This is a genomic window from Pseudomonas sp. NFR09 (assembly GCF_900111535.1).
In the GTDB taxonomy this organism is placed as follows: Bacteria; Pseudomonadota; Gammaproteobacteria; order Pseudomonadales; family Pseudomonadaceae; genus Aquipseudomonas; species Aquipseudomonas extremorientalis.
Genome location: NZ_FOIH01000002.1, coordinates 131,154 through 156,117 on the forward strand (window position 1 = coordinate 131,154; position 24,964 = coordinate 156,117).

Sequence of the window (24,964 nt, forward strand, 5' to 3'; positions counted from 1 at the left end):
AAGCAAGAATGGCTAAGGTATTCGCGATAGCGAACCAGAAAGGTGGCGTGGGCAAAACCACCACCTGCATCAACCTCGCAGCATCCCTGGTCGCAACCAAGCGCCGGGTGCTGTTGATCGATCTCGATCCACAGGGCAACGCCACCATGGGGAGCGGTGTGGATAAACACGGCCTGGAAAACTCGGTCTACGACTTGCTGATTGGCGAGTGCGACCTGGCCCAGGCCATGCACTACTCCGAACATGGTGGTTATCAACTGCTGCCGGCCAACCGCGATTTGACTGCGGCGGAAGTGGTGCTGCTGGAAATGCAGATGAAAGAAAGCCGTCTGCGCAGCGCCCTGGCGCCAATCCGCGAGAATTACGACTACATCCTGATCGACTGCCCACCGTCGCTGTCGATGCTGACACTGAACGCGCTGGTGGCCGCCGATGGGGTGATTATCCCCATGCAGTGCGAGTACTACGCGTTGGAAGGGTTGAGCGACCTTGTGGATAACATCAAGCGCATTGCCGAATTGCTCAACCCGAACCTGCAGATCGAAGGCTTGCTGCGGACCATGTTCGATCCGCGCCTGAGCCTGATGAACGATGTATCGGCGCAGCTCAAGGAACACTTCGGTGACCAGCTGTACGACACGGTGATCCCGCGCAACATCCGTTTGGCCGAAGCCCCGAGCTACGGCATGCCGGCTTTGGCCTATGACAAACAATCCCGTGGTGCCATTGCCTACCTGGCGCTGGCCGGCGAGATGGTTCGCCGTCAGCGCCGCAATTCACGCACCGCTGCAGCCCAGCCAACTTAAGGAATCCCCATGGCCGTCAAGAAACGAGGTCTCGGACGTGGACTGGATGCACTGTTGAGTGGTCCGACCGTCACATCGCTTGAAGAACAGGCGGTGCAGGCCGACGAGCGCGAGCTGCAACACCTGCCGCTGGACCTGATCCAGCGCGGCAAATACCAGCCACGCCGGGACATGGACCCCCAGGCGCTGGAAGAACTGGCCAATTCGATCAAGGCCCAGGGTGTGATGCAACCGATCGTGGTGCGTCCGATTGGCGGCGGCCGTTTTGAAATCATCGCCGGTGAACGCCGCTGGCGCGCGAGCCAGCAGGCCGGCAAGGAAACCATCCCGGCGATGGTGCGCGATGTGCCGGATGAAACCGCCATCGCCATGGCGTTGATCGAGAATATCCAGCGCGAAGACCTCAACCCGATCGAAGAAGCCATTGCCCTGCAGCGCTTGCAGCAGGAATTCCAGCTGACCCAGCAACAAGTGGCCGAGGCGGTGGGTAAATCCCGTGTGACCGTGTCCAACTTGCTGCGTCTGATCGCGTTGCCGGAAGTCATCAAGACCATGTTGTCCCACGGCGACCTGGAAATGGGTCACGCCCGTGCATTGCTCGGTTTGCCGGAAAATCAACAGGTTGAAGGGGCGCGACACGTTGTCGCACGGGGGCTCACCGTTCGTCAGACCGAGGCCCTGGTTCGCCAATGGCTCAGCGGCAAACCTGCACCGGTCGAAACGGCCAAACCTGATCCGGATATCGCCCGCCTCGAGCAGCGCCTGGCCGAGCGCCTGGGCTCTGCGGTGCAAATTCGCCACGGGAAAAAAGGCAAAGGCCAATTGGTTATCGGATATAACTCCCTCGATGAGCTTCAGGGCGTCCTTGCCCACATCCGCTGAAACATTTGCTTATGTAGCGCGTGATCGGAAATCACTACCCGGCAGTTGAATAGGGGCAGAACCGCCCCTATACTCTGCGCGCATTTTGTCGGCACAAATTATGCCAAGTTATTGATTTCCGGCAGCCGACCATTGAGGAGCAAGAGTGATGGAAACCCGCACGCCAAACACGTTGCCGTTCCATCGCTTGGCCGTTTTTCCGGTTTTATTGGCTCAATTTGTCATCTTGCTGATCGCCGCATTGGCGCTTTGGTACTGGCATGGAGTCGTAGCCGGATATTCAGGACTCTGCGGAGGCCTGATAGCCTTGCTGCCCAATATGTATTTCGCTCACAGGGCCTTTCGGTTTTCCGGCGCCCGAGCAGCCCAGGCTATCGTCCGGTCATTTTATGCCGGCGAGGCAGGGAAACTGATTTTGACGGCAGTGCTGTTTGCACTGACCTTTGCAGGTGTGAAGCCATTGGCGCCGCTGGCTGTATTCGGCGTCTTCGTGTTGACCCAACTGGTCAGCTGGTTCGCTCCCCTGCTAATGAAAACAAGACTTTCGAAACCTTAGGGCGTTTGAGGCAACCATGGCAGAAACAACCGCTTCGGGCTATATCCAGCACCACTTGCAGAACCTGACCTTCGGTCAGCTTCCTAATGGCGGCTGGGGCTTTGCCCACTCCGCAGCAGAGGCCAAAGAAATGGGCTTCTGGGCTTTCCACCTGGATACTCTGGGCTGGTCGGTCGCATTGGGTCTGATCTTCGTCCTGATTTTCCGCATGGCGGCAAAGAAGGCGACTTCCGGTCAGCCAGGTGCTTTGCAGAACTTCGTTGAAGTACTGGTCGAATTCGTCGATGGCAGCGTGAAAGACAGCTTCCATGGTCGCAGCCCGGTGATCGCACCGCTGGCACTGACTATCTTCGTCTGGGTGTTCCTGATGAACGCCGTCGACCTGATCCCGGTCGACTGGATTCCTCAGCTGGCCATCCTGATCTCCGGCGATCACCACATTCCATTCCGTGCGGTTTCCACCACGGACCCTAACGCCACCCTGGGCATGGCCCTGTCGGTGTTCGCGTTGATCATTTTCTACAGCATCAAGGTCAAGGGCATCGGCGGTTTCATCGGCGAACTGACCCTGCACCCGTTCGGCAGCAAGAACATCTTCGTTCAAGCCCTGCTGATCCCGGTGAACTTCCTGCTGGAGTTCGTGACCCTGGTCGCCAAGCCTATCTCCCTGGCCCTGCGACTGTTCGGCAACATGTATGCCGGCGAGCTGGTGTTCATTCTGATCGCTGTGATGTTCGGCAGTGGTCTGCTCTGGCTTAGCGGCCTGGGCGTGGTTCTGCAGTGGGCGTGGGCTGTGTTCCACATCCTGATCATCACCCTGCAGGCCTTCATCTTCATGATGCTGACCATCGTCTACCTGTCGATGGCGCACGAAGAGAACCATTAAGACCAGTCTCGACTAGTCTGATGTCCTTCCCGGTGAAACGGGAAGGTAGGCCCCACCGGGCTATGAAACGATTTGTTTTACCGCTTTAAAATCTAAAAAACCTAAACCATACGACGTAAAAGTCGGGAGGAAAGATGGAAACTGTAGTTGGTCTAACCGCTATCGCTGTTGCACTGTTGATCGGCCTGGGCGCCCTGGGTACTGCCATTGGTTTCGGCCTGCTGGGCGGCAAATTCCTGGAAGGCGCAGCGCGTCAGCCAGAAATGGTCCCAATGCTGCAAGTTAAAATGTTCATCGTCGCCGGCCTGCTCGACGCCGTGACCATGATCGGCGTTGGTATCGCTCTGTTCTTCACCTTCGCGAACCCCTTCGTTGGTCAACTCGCTGGCTAATCACTCGAACTTTTCGAGTTGATTGGAGTGATGGACAACGAATGAGCGAGGTGTTGGCGTGAACATTAATGCAACCCTGATTGGCCAATCCGTTGCGTTCTTCATTTTTGTAGTGTTTTGCATGAAGTTCGTGTGGCCTCCGGTCATCGCGGCTTTGCACGAACGTCAGAAGAAGATCGCTGATGGCTTGGACGCTGCCAACCGTGCAGCTCGCGACCTGGAGTTGGCCCAAGAGAAAGCGGGTCATCAACTGCGCGATGCTAAGGCACAGGCAGCTGAAATCATTGAGCAAGCCAAGAAGCGCGGTAACCAGATCGTCGAAGAGGCTGTTGAAAAAGCCCGCGTCGAAGCTGACCGTGTGAAGGCTTCGGCTCATGCCGAGATCGAACAGGAACTGAACGGCGTCAAAGACGCGCTGCGTGCCCAACTGGGTGCTCTGGCGGTCGGCGGTGCTGAGAAGATCCTCGGTGCCACAATCGATCAAAACGCGCACGCGGAGCTGGTTAACAAACTGGCTGCTGAAATTTAAGCGAGGGCGATCATGGCAGAACTGACCACGTTGGCCCGACCTTACGCTAAGGCAGCCTTCGAGCACGCCCAGGCCCACCAGCAGCTGGCCTCTTGGTCAGCCATGCTCGGCCTGGCTGCAGCAGTGTCGCAAGACGACACCATGCAGCGCGTGCTCAAGGCCCCGCGCCTGACGAGCGCAGACAAGGCCGCCACTTTTATTGAAGTGTGCGGCGACAAGTTTGATGTGAAAGTGCAGAACTTCATTCACGTCATTGCCGAAAACGACCGTCTCCCGCTGTTGCCGGAGATCGCCGCTCTGTTCGACCTGTACAAGGCCGAAGCAGAGAAGTCGGTAGACGTTGAAGTGACCAGTGCTTTTGCATTGAACCAAGAACAGCAAGACAAACTCGCCAAGGTTCTCAGTGCACGACTCAATCGGGAAGTGCGCCTGCAAGCTTCGGAGGACGCATCCCTGATTGGTGGTGTTGTTATCCGTGCCGGCGACCTGGTTATCGATGGCTCGATTCGCGGAAAAATCGCGAAACTTGCCGAAGCATTGAAATCTTGAGTTTGAAGGGGCAGCAGAGCAATGCAGCAACTCAATCCTTCCGAAATAAGTGAAATTATCAAGGGCCGCATCGACAAGCTCGATGTGACCTCCCAAGCCCGTAACGAAGGCACTGTCGTCAGCGTATCTGACGGCATCGTGCGGATTCACGGTCTGGCCGACGTCATGTACGGCGAGATGATCGAGTTTCCGGGCGGCGTCTACGGTATGGCCCTCAACCTGGAGCAAGACTCCGTAGGTGCCGTTGTATTGGGCGCTTACACCAGTCTGGCTGAAGGCATGAGCGCCAAGTGCACAGGCCGCATCCTGGAAGTTCCGGTTGGTAAGGAACTGCTGGGTCGCGTAGTCGACGCACTGGGTAACCCTGTTGACGGTAAAGGTCCACTGGGCAACACCGAGACCGACGCGGTCGAGAAAGTTGCTCCAGGCGTGATCTGGCGTAAGTCGGTAGACCAGCCTGTACAGACTGGCTACAAGGCTGTCGATGCCATGATCCCAGTCGGCCGTGGCCAGCGTGAGCTGATCATCGGTGACCGTCAGATCGGTAAGACCGCTCTGGCGATCGACGCGATCATCAACCAGAAGAACAGCGGCATTTTCTGCGTCTACGTAGCTATCGGTCAGAAACAATCGACCATTGCCAACGTGGTTCGCAAGCTGGAAGAAAACGGCGCCCTGGCCAACACGATCATCGTGGCTGCCAGTGCTTCGGAATCTCCTGCGCTGCAATTCCTGGCACCGTACTCCGGTTGCACCATGGGTGAATTCTTCCGCGACCGCGGTGAAGACGCGCTGATCGTTTATGACGATCTGTCCAAGCAAGCAGTGGCTTACCGCCAGATTTCCCTGCTGCTGCGCCGTCCACCAGGCCGTGAAGCCTACCCAGGCGACGTGTTCTATCTCCACTCCCGTCTGCTGGAGCGCGCATCCCGCGTTTCGGAAGAGTACGTAGAGAAGTTCACCAACGGCGCAGTGACCGGCAAAACCGGTTCCCTGACCGCACTGCCGATCATCGAAACCCAGGCTGGCGACGTTTCCGCGTTCGTTCCGACCAACGTGATTTCCATCACCGACGGTCAGATCTTCCTGGAATCGGCCATGTTCAACTCGGGCATCCGCCCTGCAGTGAACGCCGGTGTTTCGGTATCCCGTGTGGGTGGTGCCGCTCAGACCAAGATCATCAAGAAGCTGTCCGGTGGTATCCGTACCGCTCTGGCTCAGTACCGTGAACTGGCGGCATTCGCCCAGTTCGCTTCTGACCTGGACGAAGCGACCCGTAAGCAACTTGAGCATGGTCAGCGCGTTACCGAGCTGATGAAGCAGAAGCAATACGCCCCTATGTCGATCGCTGACATGGCGTTGTCGCTGTATGCCGCTGAGCGTGGGTTCCTGACCGACGTTGAAATCGCCAAGGTCGGCAGCTTTGAACAAGCGCTGATTGCTTACTTCAACCGCGATCACGCCGAATTGATGGCGAAGATCAACGTGAAGGGTGACTTCAATGACGATATCGACGCTGGCATGAAAGCCGGTATCGAGAAGTTCAAGGCCACCCAAACCTGGTAAGCCGCAGCGGGAGCCGCAAGGCTCCCGCTTGCTAACCTGATAGGTGTTACATGGCAGGCGCAAAAGAGATTCGCAGTAAGATTGCGAGCATCAAAAGCACGCAAAAAATTACCAGCGCCATGGAAAAAGTGGCGGTCAGCAAAATGCGCAAGGCACAAATGCGCATGGCTGCTAGCCGTCCTTATGCGGAGCGTATCCGCCAGGTAATTGGGCATCTGGCCAACGCCAACCCGGAATACCGCCACCCGTTCATGATCGACCGCGCAGTCAAGCGTGTGGGTTATGTGGTTGTGAGCAGTGACCGTGGTTTGTGCGGTGGTCTGAATACCAACCTGTTCAAGGCCCTGGTCAAGGACATGGCGGTAAACCGCGAAAACGGCGTCGAGATCGATCTGTGTGTCGTTGGTAGCAAGGGTGCGGCCTTTTTCCGCAACTTCGGCGGTAACGTCGTTGCAGCTATCAGCCACCTGGGTGAAGAGCCGTCGATCAATGATTTGATCGGCAGTGTGAAGGTGATGCTGGATGCGTACCTGGAAGGCCGGATTGACCGCCTGTCCGTGGTATCCAACAAGTTCATCAACACCATGACCCAGCAGCCAACCGTGGAGCAGTTGATTCCACTGGTGGCGACTCCGGATCAGGAACTCAAGCACCACTGGGACTACCTCTACGAACCGGACGCCAAAGAGCTGCTTGACGGCTTGATGGTGCGCTACGTGGAGTCGCAGGTGTACCAGGCGGTGGTCGAGAACAACGCAGCTGAACAAGCGGCGCGGATGATCGCGATGAAAAACGCTACCGATAACGCCGGTGATCTGATCAGCGATTTGCAGCTGATCTACAACAAGGCGCGTCAGGCTGCGATCACCCAAGAGATCTCGGAAATCGTCGGCGGCGCTGCCGCGGTTTAACGGTTCAAATATTCAGAGGATCCAGCTATGAGTAGCGGACGTATCGTTCAAATCATCGGCGCCGTTATCGACGTGGAATTTCCACGCGACAGCGTACCGAGCATCTACAACGCGCTGAAAGTACAAGGCGCGGAAACTACTCTGGAAGTTCAGCAGCAGCTGGGCGACGGCGTAGTTCGTACCATTGCGATGGGTTCCACCGAAGGCTTGAAGCGCGGTCTGGACGTTGTCGACACTGGCGCTGCCATCTCCGTACCGGTCGGTAAAGCGACCCTGGGCCGGATCATGGACGTACTGGGCAACCCGATTGACGAAGCTGGCCCTATCGACACCGAAGAGCGCTGGGGCATTCACCGTCCAGCACCTTCGTTCGCCGAACAAGCTGGCGGCAACGACCTGCTGGAAACCGGCATCAAGGTTATCGACCTGGTTTGCCCGTTCGCCAAGGGCGGTAAAGTGGGTCTGTTCGGTGGTGCCGGTGTAGGCAAGACCGTAAACATGATGGAACTGATCCGTAACATCGCCATCGAGCACAGCGGTTATTCCGTGTTCGCCGGTGTGGGTGAGCGTACTCGTGAGGGTAACGACTTCTACCACGAGATGAAGGACTCCAACGTTCTGGACAAAGTGGCACTGGTTTACGGTCAGATGAACGAGCCGCCGGGAAACCGTCTGCGCGTAGCACTGACTGGCCTGACCATGGCCGAGAAGTTCCGTGACGAAGGTAACGACGTTCTGCTGTTCGTCGACAACATCTACCGTTACACCCTGGCCGGTACTGAAGTATCCGCACTGCTGGGCCGTATGCCTTCGGCAGTAGGTTACCAGCCGACCCTGGCTGAAGAGATGGGCGTTCTGCAAGAACGTATCACTTCGACCAAGGAAGGTTCGATCACTTCGATCCAAGCGGTATACGTACCTGCGGATGACTTGACCGACCCGTCGCCAGCGACCACCTTCGCCCACTTGGACGCCACCGTCGTACTGTCCCGTGACATCGCTTCCCTGGGTATCTACCCAGCGGTCGATCCACTCGACTCGACTTCGCGCCAGCTGGACCCGAACGTGATCGGCCAGGAGCACTACGACACTGCTCGCGGCGTTCAGTACGTGCTGCAGCGTTACAAAGAGCTGAAGGACATCATTGCGATCCTGGGTATGGACGAGCTGTCGGAAACCGACAAGCAGTTGGTATCCCGCGCTCGTAAGATCCAGCGCTTCTTGTCGCAGCCGTTCTTCGTGGCTGAAGTCTTCACCGGTGCATCGGGTAAATACGTTTCCCTGAAAGACACCATTGCTGGCTTCAAAGGCATCCTCAACGGTGACTACGACCACCTGCCAGAACAAGCGTTCTACATGGTCGGCGGCATCGAAGAAGCGATCGAGAAAGCCAAGAAACTGTAATCCAGGCGCCCGGAAACGGGCGCTCATCAGGTTGAGGCAATCAGATGGCTATGACAGTCCATTGCGATATCGTCAGCGCGGAAGGGGAAATCTTCTCCGGTCTGGTAGAGATGGTGATTGCACACGGCGAACTCGGTGACCTTGGCATTGCCATGGGGCACGCGCCGTTGATCACCAGCTTGAAGCCAGGTCCGATCACGCTGACCAAACAGGGCGGGGAAAAGGAGGTGTTTTACATCTCCGGTGGTTTCCTCGAGGTTCAGCCGAACATGGTCAAGGTACTTGCCGACACCGTGCAACGTGCTGGCGACCTGGATGAAGCCTCCGCTCAGGAAGCCGTCAAGGCTGCCGAGAAGGCCCTGAACGAAAAGGGTGCGGACTTCGACTACAGCGCTGCTGCTGTACGTCTGGCCGAGGCTGCAGCCCAGCTGCGCACGCTCCAGCAGTTGCGCAAGAAGTAAGCGGCCTAGCCGTCGTACATCATGCGCGATTGATTAAAAAGGGTAGCCTCGGCTACCCTTTTTCTTTTTCAGCAAAACACTTCTCTGGTCTGAAGCCGGACCGCCCAGGATTGGTAGCCACTCATGTCTCTTGAAATCGTTATTCTCGCCGCAGGCCAGGGCACCCGCATGCGTTCGGCCTTGCCCAAGGTGCTGCACCCGGTTGCCGGCAATTCCATGCTGGGCCATGTTATCCACAGCGCCCGGCAACTGGACCCCCAGCGCATTCACGTAGTGATCGGTCACGGTGCCGATGTGGTGCGTGAGCGTCTCGCCGCAGACGACTTGAATTTCGTTCTACAAGACAAGCAACTCGGTACCGGCCACGCCACCGCGCAGGCCGTGCCCTTCATCACGGCGGACACCGTGCTGATCCTGTATGGCGACGTGCCGCTGATCGAAGTCGAAACGCTGCAACGCCTGCTCAAGCATGTAGTCCCAGGCCAGATGGGCCTGTTGACCGTTGAACTGGAAGACCCCACCGGCTACGGGCGCATTGTGCGCAACGCCGATGGCAAGGTTGCCGCTATCGTTGAGCACAAGGATGCCAGCGAAGCCCAGCGCGCCATTACCGAAGGCAATACAGGGATCCTGGCAGTGCCTGCCAACAAGCTCGCCGACTGGATGAGCCGCCTGTCCAACAACAACGCCCAGGGCGAGTACTACCTCACTGACGTCATTGAAATGGCCGTGAGCGATGGCCTGCTGGTCGCCACCGAGCAACCCCATGACCCGATGGAGGTGCAGGGTGCAAACGACCGCAAGCAACTGGCCGAGCTGGAGCGTCATTACCAACTGCGCGAAGGCCGCCGCCTGATGGCGCAGGGCGTGACCCTGCGCGACCCGGCACGCTTCGATGTACGGGGTGAGGTCACCGTCGGCCGCGACGTGCTGATCGATATCAACGTGATCCTCGAAGGCCGTGTGGTCATCGAAGATGACGTGGTGATCGGCCCGAACTGCGTGATCAAGGACAGCACCCTGCGCAAGGGCGTGGTGATCAAGGCCAACACTCATATCGACGGTGCCGTGATGGGCGAGGGCAGTGACGCTGGCCCGTTTGCGCGGTTGCGTCCAGGTAGCGTGCTGGGCGCCAAGGCCCATGTGGGCAACTTTGTCGAATTGAAGAACGCCAAGTTGGACGCCGAAGCCAAAGTCGGCCACTTGACCTACTTGGGTGACGCCACCGTAGGCGCGCGAACCAACATCGGCGCGGGCACCATCACGTGTAACTATGACGGCGCCAATAAGCACCAGACCACCATTGGGGCGGACGTGTTTATCGGTTCCAATAATTCGTTGGTGGCCCCGGTCACCCTCGACGATGGCGCCAGCACAGCCGCCGGCTCAACCATCAACCAGGATGTGGATAAGTCTCAACTGGCAGTAGCCCGCGCCCGTCAACGCAACATCGACGGCTGGGAACGCCCGGTCAAAATCAAAAAGACCTGAGTTATCCACAGTCTCCTCAGCGACAAGTATTCAATGTGGGAGGGGGCTTGCCCCCGATTGCAGACTCTCAGCCAACATCCTTGTAGCTGATAGACATCAATCGGGGGCAAGCCCTCTCCCACATTTGCTCTGTGTCGTATAAAAATTTGCTGCGTCCCGCTTGACGACCTTTCGCCAATAGGTTTTGATTGCCTTCGTTATCTTTCGAAACGAAACTTGTCATTACCATGTCGAAACGAAATACACCCCAACGACGCCACAACATCCTGACCTTGCTCAATGAACAGGGCGAAGTCAGCGTGGACGAGTTGGCCAAGCGTTTCGAAACGTCGGAAGTTACGATTCGTAAAGATCTGGCTGCCCTGGAAAGCAACGGCCTGCTGCTGCGTCGCTACGGCGGCGCGATCACCATGCCCCAGGAACTGGTGGGCGACGCCACCCAACCCATCTCGGTGTACAAGCGCGCCATCGCCAGTGCGGCTGTGATGCGCCTGCGCGAACACGCCCGCATCATTATCGACAGCGGCAGCACTACCGCCGCGATGATCCCTGAACTGGGCCACCAGCCCGGCCTGGTGGTGATGACCAACTCCCTGCACGTGGCCAGTGCCTTGAGCGAACTGGAACACGAGCCGGTGCTGCTGATGACCGGCGGCACCTGGGACCCGCATTCGGATTCATTCCAGGGCCAGGTCGCCGAGCAAGTACTGCGTTCCTACGACTTCGACCAGCTTTTCATTGGGGCTGATGGCATCGACCTGGAGCGCGGCACCACCACCTTCAACGAATTGCTGGGCCTGAGCCGCGTCATGGCCGAGGTCGCCCGTGAAGTGGTGGTGATGGTCGAGTCCGACAAGATCGGCCGCAAGATTCCCAACCTGGAACTGCCGTGGAGCAGTGTCCATACCCTTATCACCGATGATCGCCTGCCGCTCGAGGCCCGCGACCAGATCCAAGCCCGCGGCATTACGCTGATATGCGCGGCAATCATCTAGGAGAAACACCATGTGTGGCATCGTAGGCGCAGTCGCTGAACGCAACATCACTCCCATCCTGCTCGAAGGCCTCAAGCGCCTTGAATACCGTGGCTATGACAGCGCCGGTGTGGCCGTCTTCACCAATGCCGGCAAACTTGAGCGCATGCGCCGCCCGGGCAAGGTCAGCGAGCTGGAGCAAGCGCTGCTTGGCGAGCCGCTGGTAGGCCGTCTGGGCATTGCCCACACCCGCTGGGCGACCCACGGTGCACCGTGCGAACGCAATGCCCACCCGCATTTCTCCGGCGACCTGGCCGTGGTCCACAACGGCATTATCGAAAACCACGAAGTACTGCGCGAACAACTCAAGGGCCTGGGCTACGTATTTACCTCGGACACCGACACCGAAGTCATTGCCCACCTGCTCAACCACAAGCTCAAGGACCTTGGTGACCTGACGGTTGCCCTCAAGGCCACGGTCAAGGAACTGCACGGCGCCTATGGCCTTGCCGTGGTCAGCGCCAGCCAGCCCGACCGCGTGGTTGCCGCGCGCAGTGGCAGCCCGCTGGTGATCGGCCTGGGCCTGGGCGAGAACTTCCTCGCCTCCGACCAACTGGCGCTACGCCAGGTCACCGACCGCTTCATGTACCTGGAAGAAGGCGATATTGCTGATATCCGCCGTGAAAGCGTGCAGATCTGGGACGTGAACGGTCAGTCCGTCGAGCGCGAAGCCGTGCAATACCGCGACGGTGCCGAAGCGGCCGACAAGGGCGAGTACCGCCACTTCATGCTCAAGGAAATCCACGAGCAACCCGCAGTGGTGCAACGCACCCTCGAAGGTCGCCTGAGCCAGCACCAGGTATTGGTCAATGCCTTCGGCCCACAAGCTGCCGAGCTGTTCGCCAAAGTGCGCAACGTGCAAATCGTCGCCTGCGGCACCAGCTACCACGCCGGTATGGTTGCCCGTTACTGGCTCGAAGAACTGGCCGGCATCCCGTGCCAAGTGGAAGTTGCCAGCGAGTTCCGCTACCGCAAAGTGGTGGTGCAGCCTGACACCCTGTTCGTGACCATCTCCCAGTCCGGTGAAACCGCCGACACCCTGGCCGCGCTGCGCAATGCCAAAGAGCTGGGCTTCCTCGCCAGCCTGGCCATCTGCAACGTCAGCATCAGCTCGCTGGTGCGTGAATCCGACCTGACCCTGCTGACCCAGGCCGGTCGTGAGATCGGCGTGGCGTCCACCAAAGCCTTCACCACCCAGCTGGTTGGCCTGCTGTTGCTGACCCTGTCCCTGGGCCAGGTTCGCGGCACCCTCGCCGAAGGCGTCGAATCCACCCTGGTCGAAGAACTGCGCCGCCTGCCAACCCGCCTGGGTGAAGCCCTGGCCATGGACAGCACCGTGGAAAAAGTCGCCGAGCTGTTCGCCGACAAGAACCACACCCTGTTCCTCGGCCGTGGCGCGCAATACCCGGTGGCGATGGAAGGCTCGCTCAAGCTCAAGGAAATCTCGTACATCCACGCCGAAGCCTACCCGGCCGGTGAGCTCAAGCATGGTCCATTGGCCCTGGTGGATGACGACATGCCCGTGGTCACCGTGGCGCCGAACAACGAACTGCTGGAGAAGCTCAAGTCCAACCTGCAGGAAGTCCGCGCTCGTGGCGGCCAACTGGTGGTGTTCGCCGACGAAAAGGCCGGCATGACCAACGGTGAAGGCACCCATGTCATCAACATGCCGCACATCCACGACACCCTGTCGCCGATTCTCTACACCATCCCGCTGCAATTGCTGTCGTACTACGTGGCCGTGCTTAAAGGCACCGACGTGGACCAGCCGCGTAACCTGGCGAAGTCGGTGACGGTGGAGTAACCCGCCACACCCTGGAGGCCCGATAGGGTCTCCAGCATCAACTCGGGGAAGAGGGGAATCAAACTACGTTAAGTGCGGCAGTCCCCCTAAGGTACAAACTCCACCTTCAACCCCCGGCTCGCACTGCGCCCCTGATCATCACTGACCCGCAACCGATACTCCCCCGACTTGCCCGGCCGCCAGTTCAGCGTGGTCTGCGGCGAACCCTGGCCGATCAAGGTTTGATCAGCAAACCAATACAGCGTCGCCGCATCGCTGGCCGCATTGGCATTCAGCGGGATGCTTTCCTGGGGTTGAGACAAGCGCAACTGGTAGCTCACCTGGGTCAGTGGCGAGCGGATCTGCGGCGCTTCACTCTGGTCACTCAGGCGGTTGGGCTGGCAGTTTTTCATCACACTGGGCGGCGTGCGCCGGGGCAGGCCGGCGGCGCGGTACAGGCGTTGCACGTCGCTGGGCCAGAATTCGAAGACTTCTTCGCGGGTGTACTGCGGATCGAACGGCGGGCAGGCGGCCTTGCCGGTGCGGGTGTCGATCAGCACCGGGCGGTGCAGGTTGGACACGCGAATCGGCGAGACGCCGGGGATGTACCAGGTCTTGCGGGTTTGCGGGCACCAACGGTTGGGCAGCTCGCCGGACGCGGCGCAGACGTCGATGCGCACCAGCCCGGCGGGCGGTTTGTCAGGCTTGATGACGGTGTTGGGCAAGGCCAGGGGCAGGGCGTCGGCGATGCGGAAGAACAGCGGCGCAGCGGTCTTGGCACCGATAAACGCCGGGTTCGGGTGGCCATCGAAGTTACCCACCCACACCACCAGCACGTAAGGGCCGACCAGCCCCGCGCTCCAGGCATCGTGAAAGCCCCAGGAGGTGCCGGTCTTCCAGGCGGTGCGCCAGTGGCGGCCGGGCAGGCCATCCGGGCGTGGGTTGCGACGCAGCATGTCGCGCACCATGAACGCGGCCTGGGGCGTGAGCAACGGCGCGCCGGTGGATTGCGGCTGTTCCTGCAAATAGCGCAACGGGCGCAGGTGCCCGTCACCGGCCAGCATCACATACAACCGCGCCAGTTCTTCCGGGGTCATCTCGCCGCCACCGAGGGCCAGGGCCAGGCCGTAGTGGCTCTCGTCGCGCAGGCCTTTGATGCCGGCGCGTTGCAGCAATCCGTATAGAGACGGGGACTTCACTTGGCTGGCGAGCCACACCGCCGGGATGTTCCGACTGCGGATCAACGCATCTCGCGCTGTCAGCGGGCCGACAAAACTGCCGTCGAAGTTTTCCGGTTGGAAGTAGCCGAAGTTACTGGGCAAGTCTTTAAGGATGCTCATGGGGTGGATGACCCCCTGGTCCAGCGCCAGCCCGTATAGAAAGGGTTTGAGCGTCGACCCCGGCGAGCGTCGCGACAGCACGCCATTCACCTGACCGTGCAGGTTTGTGGATAAGTAATCCGCCGAGCCCACCAGTGCCTTGACGCTCTGGTCGCGGCTGTCGATCAGGATCGCCGTGGCGTTTTCCACCCCTGTGCTGCGCCGCTCGGCGATAAACCCGGTGATCAGGCGTTCGAGCAGTTGCTGCAACGGCAGGTTGAGGGTGCTGTTCAATTCATTGCCGGCTTGGGAAGCCAGCAGCTGTTCACTCAGGTGCGGGGCGAGGAACGGGATCTGCTGGCGGTTGCGCGCTTCCAAAGGCAAATCGAGCAGGCTGCCGTTGCGCGGGTCCTGTGGATAAGTCTGGCGCCAGTCCGCCATCAAGCGCAGTCGCGCATCTTGCAGTGAGGGCCCGAAGCGCGCCCGCCGCCCCGGCTGTTGCGGAATCACCGCCAGCGCCAGCGCTTCGGACAGCGACAGCTGCGTCGCCGACTTGCCGAAGTAGATACGGCTTGCGGCTTCAGCCCCTTCGATATTGCCGCCCATGGGCGCCAGGTTCAGGTAGGCCTCAAGGATATCGTGCTTGCTGTAGCGTGCCTCCAGCCACAGCGCCAGCGCCATCTGCTGCAACTTGCCCGGCACCTGGCGGGTGTTCAGGTCCCACAGGCGCCGGGCCAGTTGCATGCTCAAGGTCGAGCCGCCCTGGCGCTGGCCACCGCTGTAGGTGGCCATGGCCGCCCGCAGCAACGCCGGGGGATTGATCCCCGGATGCCAGTAGAAATTGCGGTCTTCCTTGAGCAGCAAGGCTTGGACCAGCGAAGGAGAGATCCGCTCCAGCGGTAGCCACAGGCGGTATTGACCGTCATCCGCCAGCGTCATGCGCAGCAGTGAACCATCGTCGGCCAACACTACCCGCGATGAGCTGACAGCCTGTGCCAGCGGGGCATGGGGCCAGAGCCGCAGGCCCACCAGCACCGCCGCCGCTACGAGCAGCGGCGGCGCCAGGCGCTTAAGGCTTGGTAATTTCAAGCTGGCCTACTTTGCCGCGCCCTTGCAGGGTGGTCTCGTACATGCCTTCGGCGTAGGCCGGTGGCGTGTTGAAGGTGCCGGCGTTGGTGGCGCGTACACGGTAGACGAACGTGCCGACATCACGCAGCGCGGTACCGTACAACACCACGCGATCATCACGCACATCCACGTAGTCCGGCTGCCAGTTGCTCAGCTCGGTTTCGCCGATGGGGGCTTGCCAGCTCTGCTCTTCCTGGCTGTCTGCTTCCACGTACTCGGACTCTTCGCCCTCGTTTTCCTCCGTGCTGGCGGCTTCTGGCTCCGGCGGCAAGTTATACACAGGCTCGACGCCACCCGGCAGCAGGTCGACCACGGCCACTTGCTGTACCTGATCGCGGTCGGTAGCGCGCAGGCGCAGGCGCACCAGGAACTCATCACCCACCGCAACCTTGCTCACGGGCTCGCCCTTGAGGTCGAGGTATTCGTGGATGATGTCCAGGCCATTGTTGATCGGCTTGAGCTTGGCGCCCTTGTCGAAACCGGCTTCGCTGAGCATGTAGAACGCGGTCGGGCCGTCGGATTTTTCCATCACCAGCTTTTGCGTGTTGCCCGGCACGGCGGCGCGCGGCGGCTGGCCGGCCATCTCCAGCAATTGCTGTTGCTTGTCACCCAGCCAGGCGGTGGCCTTGAGGGTCATGTCGCTTTGCGCACGCTGGCCGTAGTTGTCCAGGGCACGCAGCAACAGGGCCGCCGACAGCGAGTTATAGCGCTGTTCGTTGAGACGTTTGCCGAGTTTATCCAACAGCGCTGTAGGCACATCGTCCATCAGCTCCGGGAAGTGTCGTGCCAATAGATGCAGGTGTTCGGCGTCGTGCACCAGCGGGTCGTAATACAGGCCGTCGCTGTCCCACTTATCCACAAGGGCGCGCCATGGCACCTTGCGGAACAGGGTATCGGCCTGGCGATCCTGCTTGAGCAGCTTGTAGCTGGCTGCCAGGTAAGCGGCGCCCAGGTCGTTCTGCCAGGTGTCCTTGAAGTAGCTTTCGTAGCGCTCGCGGATATCGCTCAGTGCACCACTCACCAGAATCCCCTGACGGCTCAGCAGGTAACTGGCGTAGGCGCGGTTGCGCAATTCCGACAGGCCTTCGCTGGGACCATTGGCCAGATCGGTCAGGTACGCATTCGAGCGCACCAGCAGGTCTTCCGGCACTGGCAGCCCGCGCTCCTTGGCTTCGATCAGAAAGTCGGTGGCGTAGAGGCTGGCGTAGGGCGCCACATCCGGGTTGGCCGCCCACAAGCCAAAGCCACCGGCCTGGTTCTGACGCTGGCGCAGCATGCGTACTGCACTGCCGAACGCTTGCTCGGCTTCCGGGGCGTTGCCGCCCCAGATCAATGCCGGCATGGCCTTGGACACCAGTTGCTCGGTGCAGGCGTAGCCGTAGTCGTCCAGGTAATGCTTGAGGCCGTTTGCCCACACCAGCGGCGAGGCGGCCACGCCCAGTTGCACATCGCGCAATTGGCTGAACAGTTCGCGGGCCGGTTTCAGCTCTTTGCTGGCGCTGTCGAAGCGACCCAGGCTCAGGGCGACGCGATGTTCGCTCAGCGGGCGGATCGAGGTGGTTTCGGCGACCTGGATGCGCTTGCCATCCGGCAACACCGCGACAAAGCGCAAATCCGCCGAACCAAGGGTGTCGCCGACCTTGATCTTGAACTCGGCCGTGCCTTCCTTGCGCGGTTGCAGGGACAGTGTGCTGCCCTTATCGCCTTGCACCACCAGACCGTCACTGGTCTGCACTTCAAACTTCACGTTCGCCGCTGCGTCGAGGTTGCTGAACACCCCGGCGCTGACGTTGAACACATCCCCCGGCGCCACAAAGGCCGGCACGTTCGGTGTGATCACGATCGGCCCGCGTACGTCGGTGCTGGCTTCGCTCACACCCACGCTGTCGCTGTCCACGGCCACCGCAAACAGGTGCAGCTTGCCGTTGAAGCTGTCCGGCACCTGGTAATGCAGCACGGTTTCGCCGGCCGGCAAGTCCACCAGCCCGGACCACCAGGCCACCGGCGGCTGGTGTTTACGCTTGAACGGGTTGAGGTGATTGGCCAGCGCACCTTCCGTATCGCCACCGGGCGCCGCCCCACTGAGCAGGCGGCTGAATTCCGGCAGGATCAGGTCAAGGATCTGGCTGGTGCCGACTTCCAGCGCACGCTTCTGGAAGAAGAAGCCCAGCGGATCCGGTGTCTGATAGCGCGCTACTTGCAGGATGCCTTCATCGACGGCGTATACCACGGCGCGGCCCGGGCGATCAGCGTTGACCTTGATATCCAGCGTCTGCCCCGGCTCGATCTTCGCCGGACCCTCCACCTTCAAGGCCATGCGCCGCGCATCCAGGTTGATGCTGAACGGCACCACGCCGTAGGACAGCGGGCTCATGTACACCTCGGCCGAGCCCATGTCGCGCACAAACTGCACGTTCACGTAGGCATTGCCCTCAAGCCCTGCGGGAACACGGATATGTTGCACGCTGTTGGTGCTGTCGGCCTTGAACCACTGCTGGGTGTAGACCTTGTCCCGTTCGATAGTGATCAAGCCGGCGCCGGTGTACGGGGCACGGATGCTGATGGCGATTTCATCACCGGTGGCATAGCTGCGTTTATCCAGGCGCAGTTGCAGCTCGGCATTGCGTTCCAGGGAGCGCGAGGTGTTGCCACGCCCGGCCACGCTGTAGTCGATCTGGTTGAGCAGGTTGCCGTTGGCGTCCTTCAACTGCAGGGTGAAATCGCCCGGTGTCGACGTGTTAAGCGTCTGCTTGGCGCCTTCTTTCGTCATCACCAACGGTGACGCCGGCTGGCTGATGTTCTTGATGCGTGACTCGTACTTGTAGGTGCCGTTGGACTGTTTCACCAGCACCGACACGTAACGGTGCTCGACCACTTCGCTGGTCAGGCCGTCCACCGCCAGTGGTGTCAGGTCCGGCGCGACGGCCAGCCATTGCACCTGGCGCGGTGCATCCTTGGCGACGTAAGACAGCGAATCCTGACTTTTCACACCCACCAGGTAGGGCGCGGACGACACCAGCAGGGCACTTTGCGCCGCCACGTTGCGACCGCCTTCGGCCTCGAACACTTGGGTCATCACCTGCAAGCGATAGGTGCTGTTGGCAAAGCGTTGCAGGTTGAGGTCGATCACGGCCTGGCCGTTGTCGTCGACGGTGGTTTCGGCCAGATCTTCGGTCGTGGCGTCTTCCAGGGAATCGTTAAGGCGGAAACGGTAGTCCGGGTAGCGATCAAATGCCGCGAGCGTCGGGCTCAGGGACATCTTCGCGGTGACACGACGGCCCGCAGCCGGAGCGCCGAACAGGTGCATGGCGGTGACCTTGGCCACCACTTGGTCCGGTGCAATCCAGCCCTGCACCGGTGTGTCATGCAGGCTCAGGCTGACTTTCATGCGGTCCGGCTCGAAGTCGCGGACCTTGAAGTTCACGCTGCCCAGGTCGGTGCGCGTCTGCTTCTGGCCGATCAACTGCAAGGTCGCGGTGTACTCCCCGGCGGGGGCGACTTCGCTGCTGGGGAAATCAAAGGTTTCAAAGCCGCTGGCGGACAGTTTCAACGGCTGGCGAATCACCTCCAGCCCACGCGGGTCGGTGATTTGCAGCTCCACCGGCAGGCCTTGCAGCATGCCCTTCCAGTTGCCACTGCGCACGATCATGCCCAGGTGCGCGGTTTCACCGGGCCGGTACAGGCCGCGGTCAGTAAACAGGTAGGCGCTGAGACGATCACTCGCACCGTCTTCTTCCAGGCCGCCTACGTCGAAACGCGACAAATCCAACTGCTGGGACTGGCGGGCGATCGGCAGGAACGACTGGTCATTGCCGCGGGTGACCACATACATCAATGGCGTTTTCTCACGACGCAGTTCATCCAGCTTGGCGAAGTGCGCGTGGCCTTCGGCGTCGGTGCGGCCGCTGCTCACCGGCAAACCGTTACGCCCGATGATGTCGACTTGCGCGTCGGACACTGGTGAACCATTGCCGATGGATTGCACGTACACGTCATGGCTGCCATCACTGGAACGCTTGGCGATGATGCCCAGGTCTGTCACCACGATGAAACGCAGGTCGCTGGTGCTGCTGCGCTCGTACTCGAATGTGCGCGTGGCCGGGTCGTCCTGGGGGCTGAGCTTGAGCACGAAAATGCCGCGCCGACCGCCGTTGGCGGTGAGGTAGTGGCTGAGGTCGACATTGTCGTAGACGGTTTTCGCCGGGTCATTGGAGGACAGCGGGATATCCAACGCCTGACGCTCGACCATGCGATCGAAATACTCATTGCCGAAATTCGGCCGGGCAAAGCTGCCGCTGCTCTGGTCCACCAGGTGTTGCAATTGGTTGGGCAGCAGGCGGGCGATTTCCACATGGGCGCCGGGCACGCCACGGGCCATGAAGCCCAGGCGTTTTTCGCCGTTGAGGCTGAGCAAGGCGCCGTCGGACAGGAACTGCAAGGTACGCGGATACGCCGGCATGCTGATCAGCGACGCCGTAGGATTTTTTGCCAGGTAGCCGCCGATGGCTTCCAGGTTGGCGGGCACTCGCACATACAGGGCGCGACCGGCCGGAGCCTTGAATTTGAAGGCGTGCAGGGTGTTCAGCGGCTCGACGCTGGGCACGTGGGTCAGGTTGACCTTGGTGCTGCGGGCGAGCAGGGCGTCATCGATGTCGTTGCTGCTATAGGGGCGCGTGTCGTCCTGGGCTTTTTCCGGCAGGAGCCAGGCCTGTACCTTGCCAGCGATGGTCTCATCGGCCACGGCGCTGGAACTGCTGAACATCAGCACGGGCTCCGGCTCACCACGTTGGTTGTCGACAAAGCTGACTTCGGCCCCGGTGAAGGTCAGGCGATAGCGACCGGGCACGGTGACTTCCGCCACCAGCGGCGCAGTGCTGGTGTTGCCGCCGTCGCGGGCCTTGATGCCTTCGTCGAGCCGGGCGCTGACTGGCGTGCTTTCCAGTGGCGTGGCCAGGGCGGCGGAGCGTACGTAGGCGTTGAGTTTCTTCTCGTCGAAGGTAATTTCCGGGCGGTTGGGCAACTGGGCGTCGCGGTAGGCCATGCCTTTGCCGAGGGTCACGCTCACCCGCTTGCGTAGGGTGTCTTCATCCACCGGGTGGGAAAAATGGAAGGTCGCCACCAGCTGTTTCAGCGTCGGGTTGGACGGGTCCTGATACAGCTCGTTTTGCGCCAGGGTGGCGCGGAACGGTTGGGTGGAAAACTGCGTGCTGTATTGGTCCAGCAATACGCCATCGGCCAGCAGGTTTTTCTTCGCCAGGTCGAGGGTGTAATGGGCGTCGATGGGCCAGTCGTTTTCCGGGACGAACAACAGGGTGCGGTCGTCCGCCCAGCGCCAGGTGCCTGCGACCGCAGGTTTCAGGGTGATACCCTCAGTGACCGGCTTGCCGATGGCCGCCAGCGGGGCCACGGATTCGCCGAAGCGCACCTGCAAGTTATCCACAACCGGCGTGGGCTGGGTGTAGTCGGTGAGGTTCGGTTTGTGCAGCGAATAGCTCGCGGTATGTGGTTGCGGCAGGTTGGAATACCAGTGCCAGCCATAGAAACCAGCGGCCGCCAGCAACGCCAGGCCTACTACGCCGGCACCGGTTTGACGTGGATAAGCGCGGGCTTGGCTGCCCAGGTTAGCCAGCCCACGGCCAACGGCACGCAGCCAGACCGGCGGATGCCACTGGCCAAAGACGGCCCCCACCACAGTCAATAACGCACCGAGAATACGGCGGCTGATCGCTTTGAACGAATCGAACATGGTGAGCATCCCTGGCTAAGTGCGGCGTATCTTACACGCGTCTTTGATACAAAAGATGACGCCGATACACCGTCCCGCCAGGCGTGTTGCACAAAAGTGAGGCGCACCTCACAACTGATACGCCGCGCCGCCGAGGCGCGGTTTGTCATGGGGCTGCTGCGCAGCCCAACGCGGGGCAAGCCCGCTCACCACCTGCCAGATCGTTATCTGGCTTTAGAGCGGACCTCAGGTCCACCAGTAGCGCACAAGGTGAAAGAAGATCGGCGCCGCAAAGCACACCGAATCCAACCGATCCAGCATCCCGCCGTGCCCTTCGATCATATGCCCCCAGTCCTTCACGCCCCGGTCGCGCTTGATCGCCGACATCACGATGCCGCCGGCAAAGCCGAGCAGGTTGATCAGCAGCGCAATCAGGAACGACTGCCACGGGTTGAACGGCGTGGTCCACCACAGGGCTGCGCCGATCAGGGATGACAGGAGAATCCCGCCGACGAAGCCTTCGACGGTTTTGGAGGGCGACAGGTTGGGTGCGATCTTGTGCTTCCCGAACAACTTCCCACACACGTACTGCAGCACGTCCGACAGTTGCACCACGATCACCAGGTAGGCAATCAGCAACAGGTTGCGGCCTTCGTAGCCAGGGATGTCGAGGGTGAGCAGGGCGGGCACGAAGGATACGCAGAACACTGCGATCATCAGGCCCCATTGCACTTTCGAGGCACGTTCGAGGAAGTGCGTGCTGTCGCCACCCAGGGAGGCGAGGATCGGCAGCAGCAGGAACACGTACACCGGGATGAAAATCGAGAACAGCCCGTACCAGTCCGAATAGATCAGCAGGTATTGCAGCGGCAGCGCCAGGTAGAACGCGGCGACCAGCGCGGGATAGTCGCTGCGGCGGGTGGGGGTGAGCGTGAGGAATTCGCGCAGGGCGTAGAACGAGACGGCGTAGAACAGCAAGATCACCGCGCCGGTGCCGAGCCAGAAGGCGATGCCGATGACCACCACCATCACCCACCAGGCGTTGATGCGGGCGTTGAGGTTGTCGATCACCGCGTTGGGCGTACCACGGGTGCGCAGTTTGAGGATCAGGCCGATCAGCGAGGCCAGCACCAGAATCGCGCCGATACCGCCGAACAACATCAGGGTTTGGCTATCCATGTCAGACGTGCTCCGGAGCAAGGGCGAGCAGAGCATCGCGGGTACGGGCCAGGAAGGCGGCTTTGTCTTCGCCGTCTTCCAATTGCAGCGGGGCGCCGAAGCTGGTGGTGCACAACAAAGGCAGCGGCAGCACGCGGCCCTTGGGCATGACGCGGTTGAGGTTGGCGATCCACACGGGGATCAACTCGGCCTGTGGGTAACTTTTCGCCAGGTGATAAAGGCCGCTTTTGAACGGCAGCAGGCCGTCTTCGAGGTTGCGCGTGCCTTCCGGGAAGATGATCAGCGAGTCGCCGCCTTCCAGGGCGTCGAGCATCGGCTGTAGAGGGTTATCCACAGGGTCCTTGCGTTCGCGGTCGATCAACACGCCGTTGAACACCCGGTTGATGATGTAGCGGCGCAGGGCGCTTTTGTTCCAGTAATCACTGCCGGCCACCGGGCGCGTGAATTTACGCAGGTTTTGCGGCAATGACGCCCAGAGCAACACAAAGTCGCCGTGGCTGCTGTGGTTGGCGAAGTAGATGCGTTGCACCGGCACCGGCGCGCACCCAAGCCACAGGCTGCGGGCGCCGGTGACGGTGCGGGCCATGGAGGTAATCAGCGTGGCGACCACGGGTTCGAACATGGGGATTCCTTATCCGGCGAAAGGCAGCCAAGGGCTGGCGAGGATCACGCCCAGGGTCAGCAGCGCTTGCGCGCCGAGCAGCCAGGCTTGTTTGCGCAACAGTTTGAGCGCGCCGCGACGGCGTTCAGCCCAGGGCCGGCCAATGCGCTTGGCCGATTGCAGGCCGAGCGTCACCAGGGCCTGGTCGAGGTCCGGCGTGCGCTCGATGTCGCGAGCCAGCAGGGCGAACAGGTCGGCGTCGAACGCCACGCGCAGCGCCCAGTACTTTTGCAGCAGCCCGAGGATAATCATCCACAGGCTGAGCAGCAGGCAGATGATCGAAATACTCGCCATCAACAACTGCGCCATGCCGAACAGCACACCGGCCAGCGTCAGGCCTGTGGATAACTGATCCAGCGAACGGCCACGACGCAGCAGGCTGGCGACCACCTGCAGTTCCATATCAGCGGGCATGGGGCAATCCCTCCAACGCTTCTCGGTGTGCGGGGCGCAGGACCACATCGGTCCGTGCTGTACGAATGATAGACAGCGCTTGCTCTACCGTCGCGGCGCGCCGGGTGTGCAGCAACCAGGCGGCGACGGCGGTAGCGCTGCGCGAGTAGCCGAGGGCGCAGCACACCAGCAAGGGGCCGCTGGCGCGCAGACGTTCGATGGCTTGGGCGGCTTGCAGGCATTCGGCAGGCGTGGGCGCGATCAGGTCGAGTACCGGGATGGATTGATAGGCCCGCCCCTGTGGATTAATCGGTAATTCGGCACACAGGTCGACGATGGCCTTGAAGGGCACTTGCTCGCTTGTGGCAGGAATACGCCCGAGCCAGACGTTATCCACAATCAGGTCGGGCTGTGGATGTTTGCGTGTCCACAGGCGCGAGTTGATCCAGGCGGCGGCCAGATAGGGTGCATATAGCCAGCGTGCAGCGGGCGTCTGTTGGCCGTCAGTGCGTTTCTGGAAGCCCGAAGCCCCCAGCACCAAGTAATTGGCCTTGATCAAGGCGAGGGAAACCGCCGGCCACAGTAGCCACAGCCACCAACCGCCCAGTACAAACGCTGGAATCGCCAACAGTACCGCGCCAAGCCCATAGCGCACGCCCAACCGCCAGCGCTTGGGATCTCGCGTCAGCCGTGCACTCAACAACGGGCTCGGATGTTCCACCGGCCACAGCCACACACAAATCCACCCGGCGAGGGCGCCTGTGGGTAAGTCGATAAAGTGGTGTTGATAAGTGGTCAGCACCGAAATACCGATCAACGCGAACCAGCCATGTACCAGCCAACGCCATACGCCTTGGGTGTGGCGCTGGTACATGACCCACAGGATCACCAGCAGCGCGATGTGCAGCGAGGGCGCCTGATTGAACGGTTTGTCGAACCCGGCCAACACCGCAAACAGCCAGCCAAACACACCATCCAGTTCCGGCCGTTCGAAGGTAAAGCGCAACGGCCAGAGCAGGAAGCAGCTCACGGCAATCACCTGGGCACTCAGCAAGCGCAGTGCATGTTGCTTCAGCTCATGCCGGGTGTTGGGCAACAACAACGAAAACCCATATAGCAGGTCGATGGACCAGTAAGGCACGATCGTCCATGCCCAGAACGGCATATGGGTTTCCCAGCCGAACACCAGCGTGCCGACGTCGCTGCGCTGGCTGGTGACCCAGGTGGCAAAGCCGTAGGTGCTGAAGAACAGCGGCGCCAATAGCAGCAGCCACAGCACCGCGGGTTTCAATAAACCGGGTTCGCGCAT

The 24,964-nt window shown here is 60.7% G+C and carries 20 protein-coding genes; 14 read left to right on the forward strand and 6 right to left on the reverse strand.

The annotated features are described in order from the left end of the window. The first annotated feature begins 8 nt into the window (after nt 1–8). The 14 genes from BMX59_RS04580 to glmS all read left to right on the forward strand — a co-directional run bounded on the left by BMX59_RS04580 (nt 9) and on the right by glmS (nt 13,271). A complete protein-coding gene (locus tag BMX59_RS04580) occupies nt 9–806 on the forward strand; it encodes a ParA family protein (RefSeq protein ID WP_010207696.1) in 798 nt (265 codons plus the stop codon). 9 nt (nt 807–815) lie between these two features. Beyond that, complete coding sequence (locus tag BMX59_RS04585) at nt 816–1,688, forward strand: ParB/RepB/Spo0J family partition protein (protein WP_016970690.1); 873 nt, start codon at nt 816–818, stop codon at nt 1,686–1,688. Between the two features lie 148 nt (nt 1,689–1,836). Beyond that, nucleotides 1,837–2,244 carry a F0F1 ATP synthase subunit I gene (locus BMX59_RS04590; protein ID WP_010565865.1) on the forward strand — a complete coding sequence of 136 codons (408 nt, stop codon included), beginning with the start codon at nt 1,837–1,839 and terminating at the stop codon, nt 2,242–2,244. Nucleotides 2,245–2,260: 16 nt separating this feature from the next. Continuing rightward, a complete protein-coding gene (atpB, locus tag BMX59_RS04595) occupies nt 2,261–3,130 on the forward strand; it encodes a F0F1 ATP synthase subunit A (protein ID WP_016970691.1) in 870 nt (289 codons plus the stop codon). Nucleotides 3,131–3,264: 134 nt separating this feature from the next. Beyond that, the gene (atpE, locus tag BMX59_RS04600; RefSeq protein ID WP_002555987.1) at nt 3,265–3,522 is read left to right on the forward strand and encodes a F0F1 ATP synthase subunit C; all 258 of its coding nucleotides are present in this window, start codon (nt 3,265–3,267) and stop codon (nt 3,520–3,522) included. Between the two features lie 58 nt (nt 3,523–3,580). Further along, entirely contained in the window at nt 3,581–4,051 is a 471-nt protein-coding gene (locus BMX59_RS04605) for a F0F1 ATP synthase subunit B (RefSeq protein WP_071490883.1), read from the forward strand. A 12-nt stretch (nt 4,052–4,063) separates the two neighbouring features. Continuing rightward, complete coding sequence (locus tag BMX59_RS04610) at nt 4,064–4,600, forward strand: F0F1 ATP synthase subunit delta (RefSeq protein ID WP_003195833.1); 537 nt, start codon at nt 4,064–4,066, stop codon at nt 4,598–4,600. A gap of 21 nt (nt 4,601–4,621) precedes the next feature. After that, nucleotides 4,622–6,166, forward strand: a complete 1,545-nt coding sequence (gene atpA, locus BMX59_RS04615) for a F0F1 ATP synthase subunit alpha (protein ID WP_003177064.1) — start codon at nt 4,622–4,624, stop codon at nt 6,164–6,166. 50 nt (nt 6,167–6,216) lie between these two features. After that, a complete protein-coding gene (gene atpG, locus BMX59_RS04620) occupies nt 6,217–7,077 on the forward strand; it encodes a F0F1 ATP synthase subunit gamma (RefSeq protein ID WP_003233565.1) in 861 nt (286 codons plus the stop codon). Nucleotides 7,078–7,104: 27 nt separating this feature from the next. Further along, complete coding sequence (atpD, locus tag BMX59_RS04625; protein WP_015886645.1) at nt 7,105–8,481, forward strand: F0F1 ATP synthase subunit beta; 1,377 nt, start codon at nt 7,105–7,107, stop codon at nt 8,479–8,481. Nucleotides 8,482–8,525: 44 nt separating this feature from the next. Next, the gene (locus BMX59_RS04630) at nt 8,526–8,942 is read left to right on the forward strand and encodes a F0F1 ATP synthase subunit epsilon (RefSeq protein WP_058424358.1); all 417 of its coding nucleotides are present in this window, start codon (nt 8,526–8,528) and stop codon (nt 8,940–8,942) included. Nucleotides 8,943–9,065: 123 nt separating this feature from the next. Then, nucleotides 9,066–10,433, forward strand: a complete 1,368-nt coding sequence (glmU, locus tag BMX59_RS04635; protein WP_092241517.1) for a bifunctional UDP-N-acetylglucosamine diphosphorylase/glucosamine-1-phosphate N-acetyltransferase GlmU — start codon at nt 9,066–9,068, stop codon at nt 10,431–10,433. A gap of 227 nt (nt 10,434–10,660) precedes the next feature. After that, nucleotides 10,661–11,428 carry a DeoR/GlpR family DNA-binding transcription regulator gene (locus BMX59_RS04640; protein ID WP_093120221.1) on the forward strand — a complete coding sequence of 256 codons (768 nt, stop codon included), beginning with the start codon at nt 10,661–10,663 and terminating at the stop codon, nt 11,426–11,428. 10 nt (nt 11,429–11,438) lie between these two features. Continuing rightward, the gene (glmS, locus tag BMX59_RS04645; protein WP_092241519.1) at nt 11,439–13,271 is read left to right on the forward strand and encodes a glutamine--fructose-6-phosphate transaminase (isomerizing); all 1,833 of its coding nucleotides are present in this window, start codon (nt 11,439–11,441) and stop codon (nt 13,269–13,271) included. 86 nt (nt 13,272–13,357) lie between these two features. Here the strand turns inward: glmS and pbpC are convergent, their stop codons facing one another. From pbpC to BMX59_RS04675, 6 genes are all read right to left on the reverse strand, one after another. Further along, the gene (gene pbpC, locus BMX59_RS04650) at nt 13,358–15,658 is read right to left on the reverse strand and encodes a penicillin-binding protein 1C (RefSeq protein ID WP_093120225.1); all 2,301 of its coding nucleotides are present in this window, start codon (nt 15,656–15,658) and stop codon (nt 13,358–13,360) included. Further along, nucleotides 15,639–21,443, reverse strand: coding sequence for an MG2 domain-containing protein (locus tag BMX59_RS04655; protein ID WP_093120228.1), 5,805 nt, complete (start codon nt 21,441–21,443; stop codon nt 15,639–15,641). The genes pbpC and BMX59_RS04655 overlap by 20 nt, the downstream gene beginning before the upstream one ends. 225 nt (nt 21,444–21,668) lie before the next feature. Further along, complete coding sequence (locus tag BMX59_RS04660; protein WP_017528659.1) at nt 21,669–22,601, reverse strand: phosphatidate cytidylyltransferase; 933 nt, start codon at nt 22,599–22,601, stop codon at nt 21,669–21,671. Nucleotide 22,602: 1 nt separating this feature from the next. Then, entirely contained in the window at nt 22,603–23,223 is a 621-nt protein-coding gene (locus BMX59_RS04665) for a lysophospholipid acyltransferase family protein (RefSeq protein WP_071490877.1), read from the reverse strand. A 9-nt stretch (nt 23,224–23,232) separates the two neighbouring features. After that, nucleotides 23,233–23,676: a hypothetical protein gene (locus BMX59_RS04670; RefSeq protein ID WP_071490876.1), complete on the reverse strand. Its 444-nt coding sequence runs from the start codon at nt 23,674–23,676 to the stop codon at nt 23,233–23,235. Next, on the reverse strand, nt 23,666–24,964 hold the full coding sequence (locus tag BMX59_RS04675; protein ID WP_093120231.1) for a phosphatase PAP2/dual specificity phosphatase family protein: 1,299 nt from the start codon (nt 24,962–24,964) through the stop codon (nt 23,666–23,668). The genes BMX59_RS04670 and BMX59_RS04675 overlap by 11 nt, the downstream gene beginning before the upstream one ends.

Coding starts and splice junctions, on each gene's coding strand:
- BMX59_RS04580 (WP_010207696.1), top strand. CDS start 9: ATGGCTAAGGTATTCGCGATAGCGAACCAGAAAGGTGGCGTGGGCAAA.
- BMX59_RS04585 (WP_016970690.1), top strand. CDS start 816: ATGGCCGTCAAGAAACGAGGTCTCGGACGTGGACTGGATGCACTGTTG.
- BMX59_RS04590 (WP_010565865.1), top strand. CDS start 1,837: ATGGAAACCCGCACGCCAAACACGTTGCCGTTCCATCGCTTGGCCGTT.
- atpB (WP_016970691.1), top strand. CDS start 2,261: ATGGCAGAAACAACCGCTTCGGGCTATATCCAGCACCACTTGCAGAAC.
- atpE (WP_002555987.1), top strand. CDS start 3,265: ATGGAAACTGTAGTTGGTCTAACCGCTATCGCTGTTGCACTGTTGATC.
- BMX59_RS04610 (WP_003195833.1), top strand. CDS start 4,064: ATGGCAGAACTGACCACGTTGGCCCGACCTTACGCTAAGGCAGCCTTC.
- atpA (WP_003177064.1), top strand. CDS start 4,622: ATGCAGCAACTCAATCCTTCCGAAATAAGTGAAATTATCAAGGGCCGC.
- atpG (WP_003233565.1), top strand. CDS start 6,217: ATGGCAGGCGCAAAAGAGATTCGCAGTAAGATTGCGAGCATCAAAAGC.
- atpD (WP_015886645.1), top strand. CDS start 7,105: ATGAGTAGCGGACGTATCGTTCAAATCATCGGCGCCGTTATCGACGTG.
- BMX59_RS04630 (WP_058424358.1), top strand. CDS start 8,526: ATGGCTATGACAGTCCATTGCGATATCGTCAGCGCGGAAGGGGAAATC.
- glmU (WP_092241517.1), top strand. CDS start 9,066: ATGTCTCTTGAAATCGTTATTCTCGCCGCAGGCCAGGGCACCCGCATG.
- BMX59_RS04640 (WP_093120221.1), top strand. CDS start 10,661: ATGTCGAAACGAAATACACCCCAACGACGCCACAACATCCTGACCTTG.
- glmS (WP_092241519.1), top strand. CDS start 11,439: ATGTGTGGCATCGTAGGCGCAGTCGCTGAACGCAACATCACTCCCATC.
- BMX59_RS04655 (WP_093120228.1), bottom strand. CDS start 21,443: ATGTTCGATTCGTTCAAAGCGATCAGCCGCCGTATTCTCGGTGCGTTA.
- BMX59_RS04660 (WP_017528659.1), bottom strand. CDS start 22,601: ATGGATAGCCAAACCCTGATGTTGTTCGGCGGTATCGGCGCGATTCTG.
- BMX59_RS04665 (WP_071490877.1), bottom strand. CDS start 23,223: ATGTTCGAACCCGTGGTCGCCACGCTGATTACCTCCATGGCCCGCACC.
- BMX59_RS04670 (WP_071490876.1), bottom strand. CDS start 23,676: ATGCCCGCTGATATGGAACTGCAGGTGGTCGCCAGCCTGCTGCGTCGT.
- BMX59_RS04675 (WP_093120231.1), bottom strand. CDS start 24,964: ATGCGCGAACCCGGTTTATTGAAACCCGCGGTGCTGTGGCTGCTGCTA.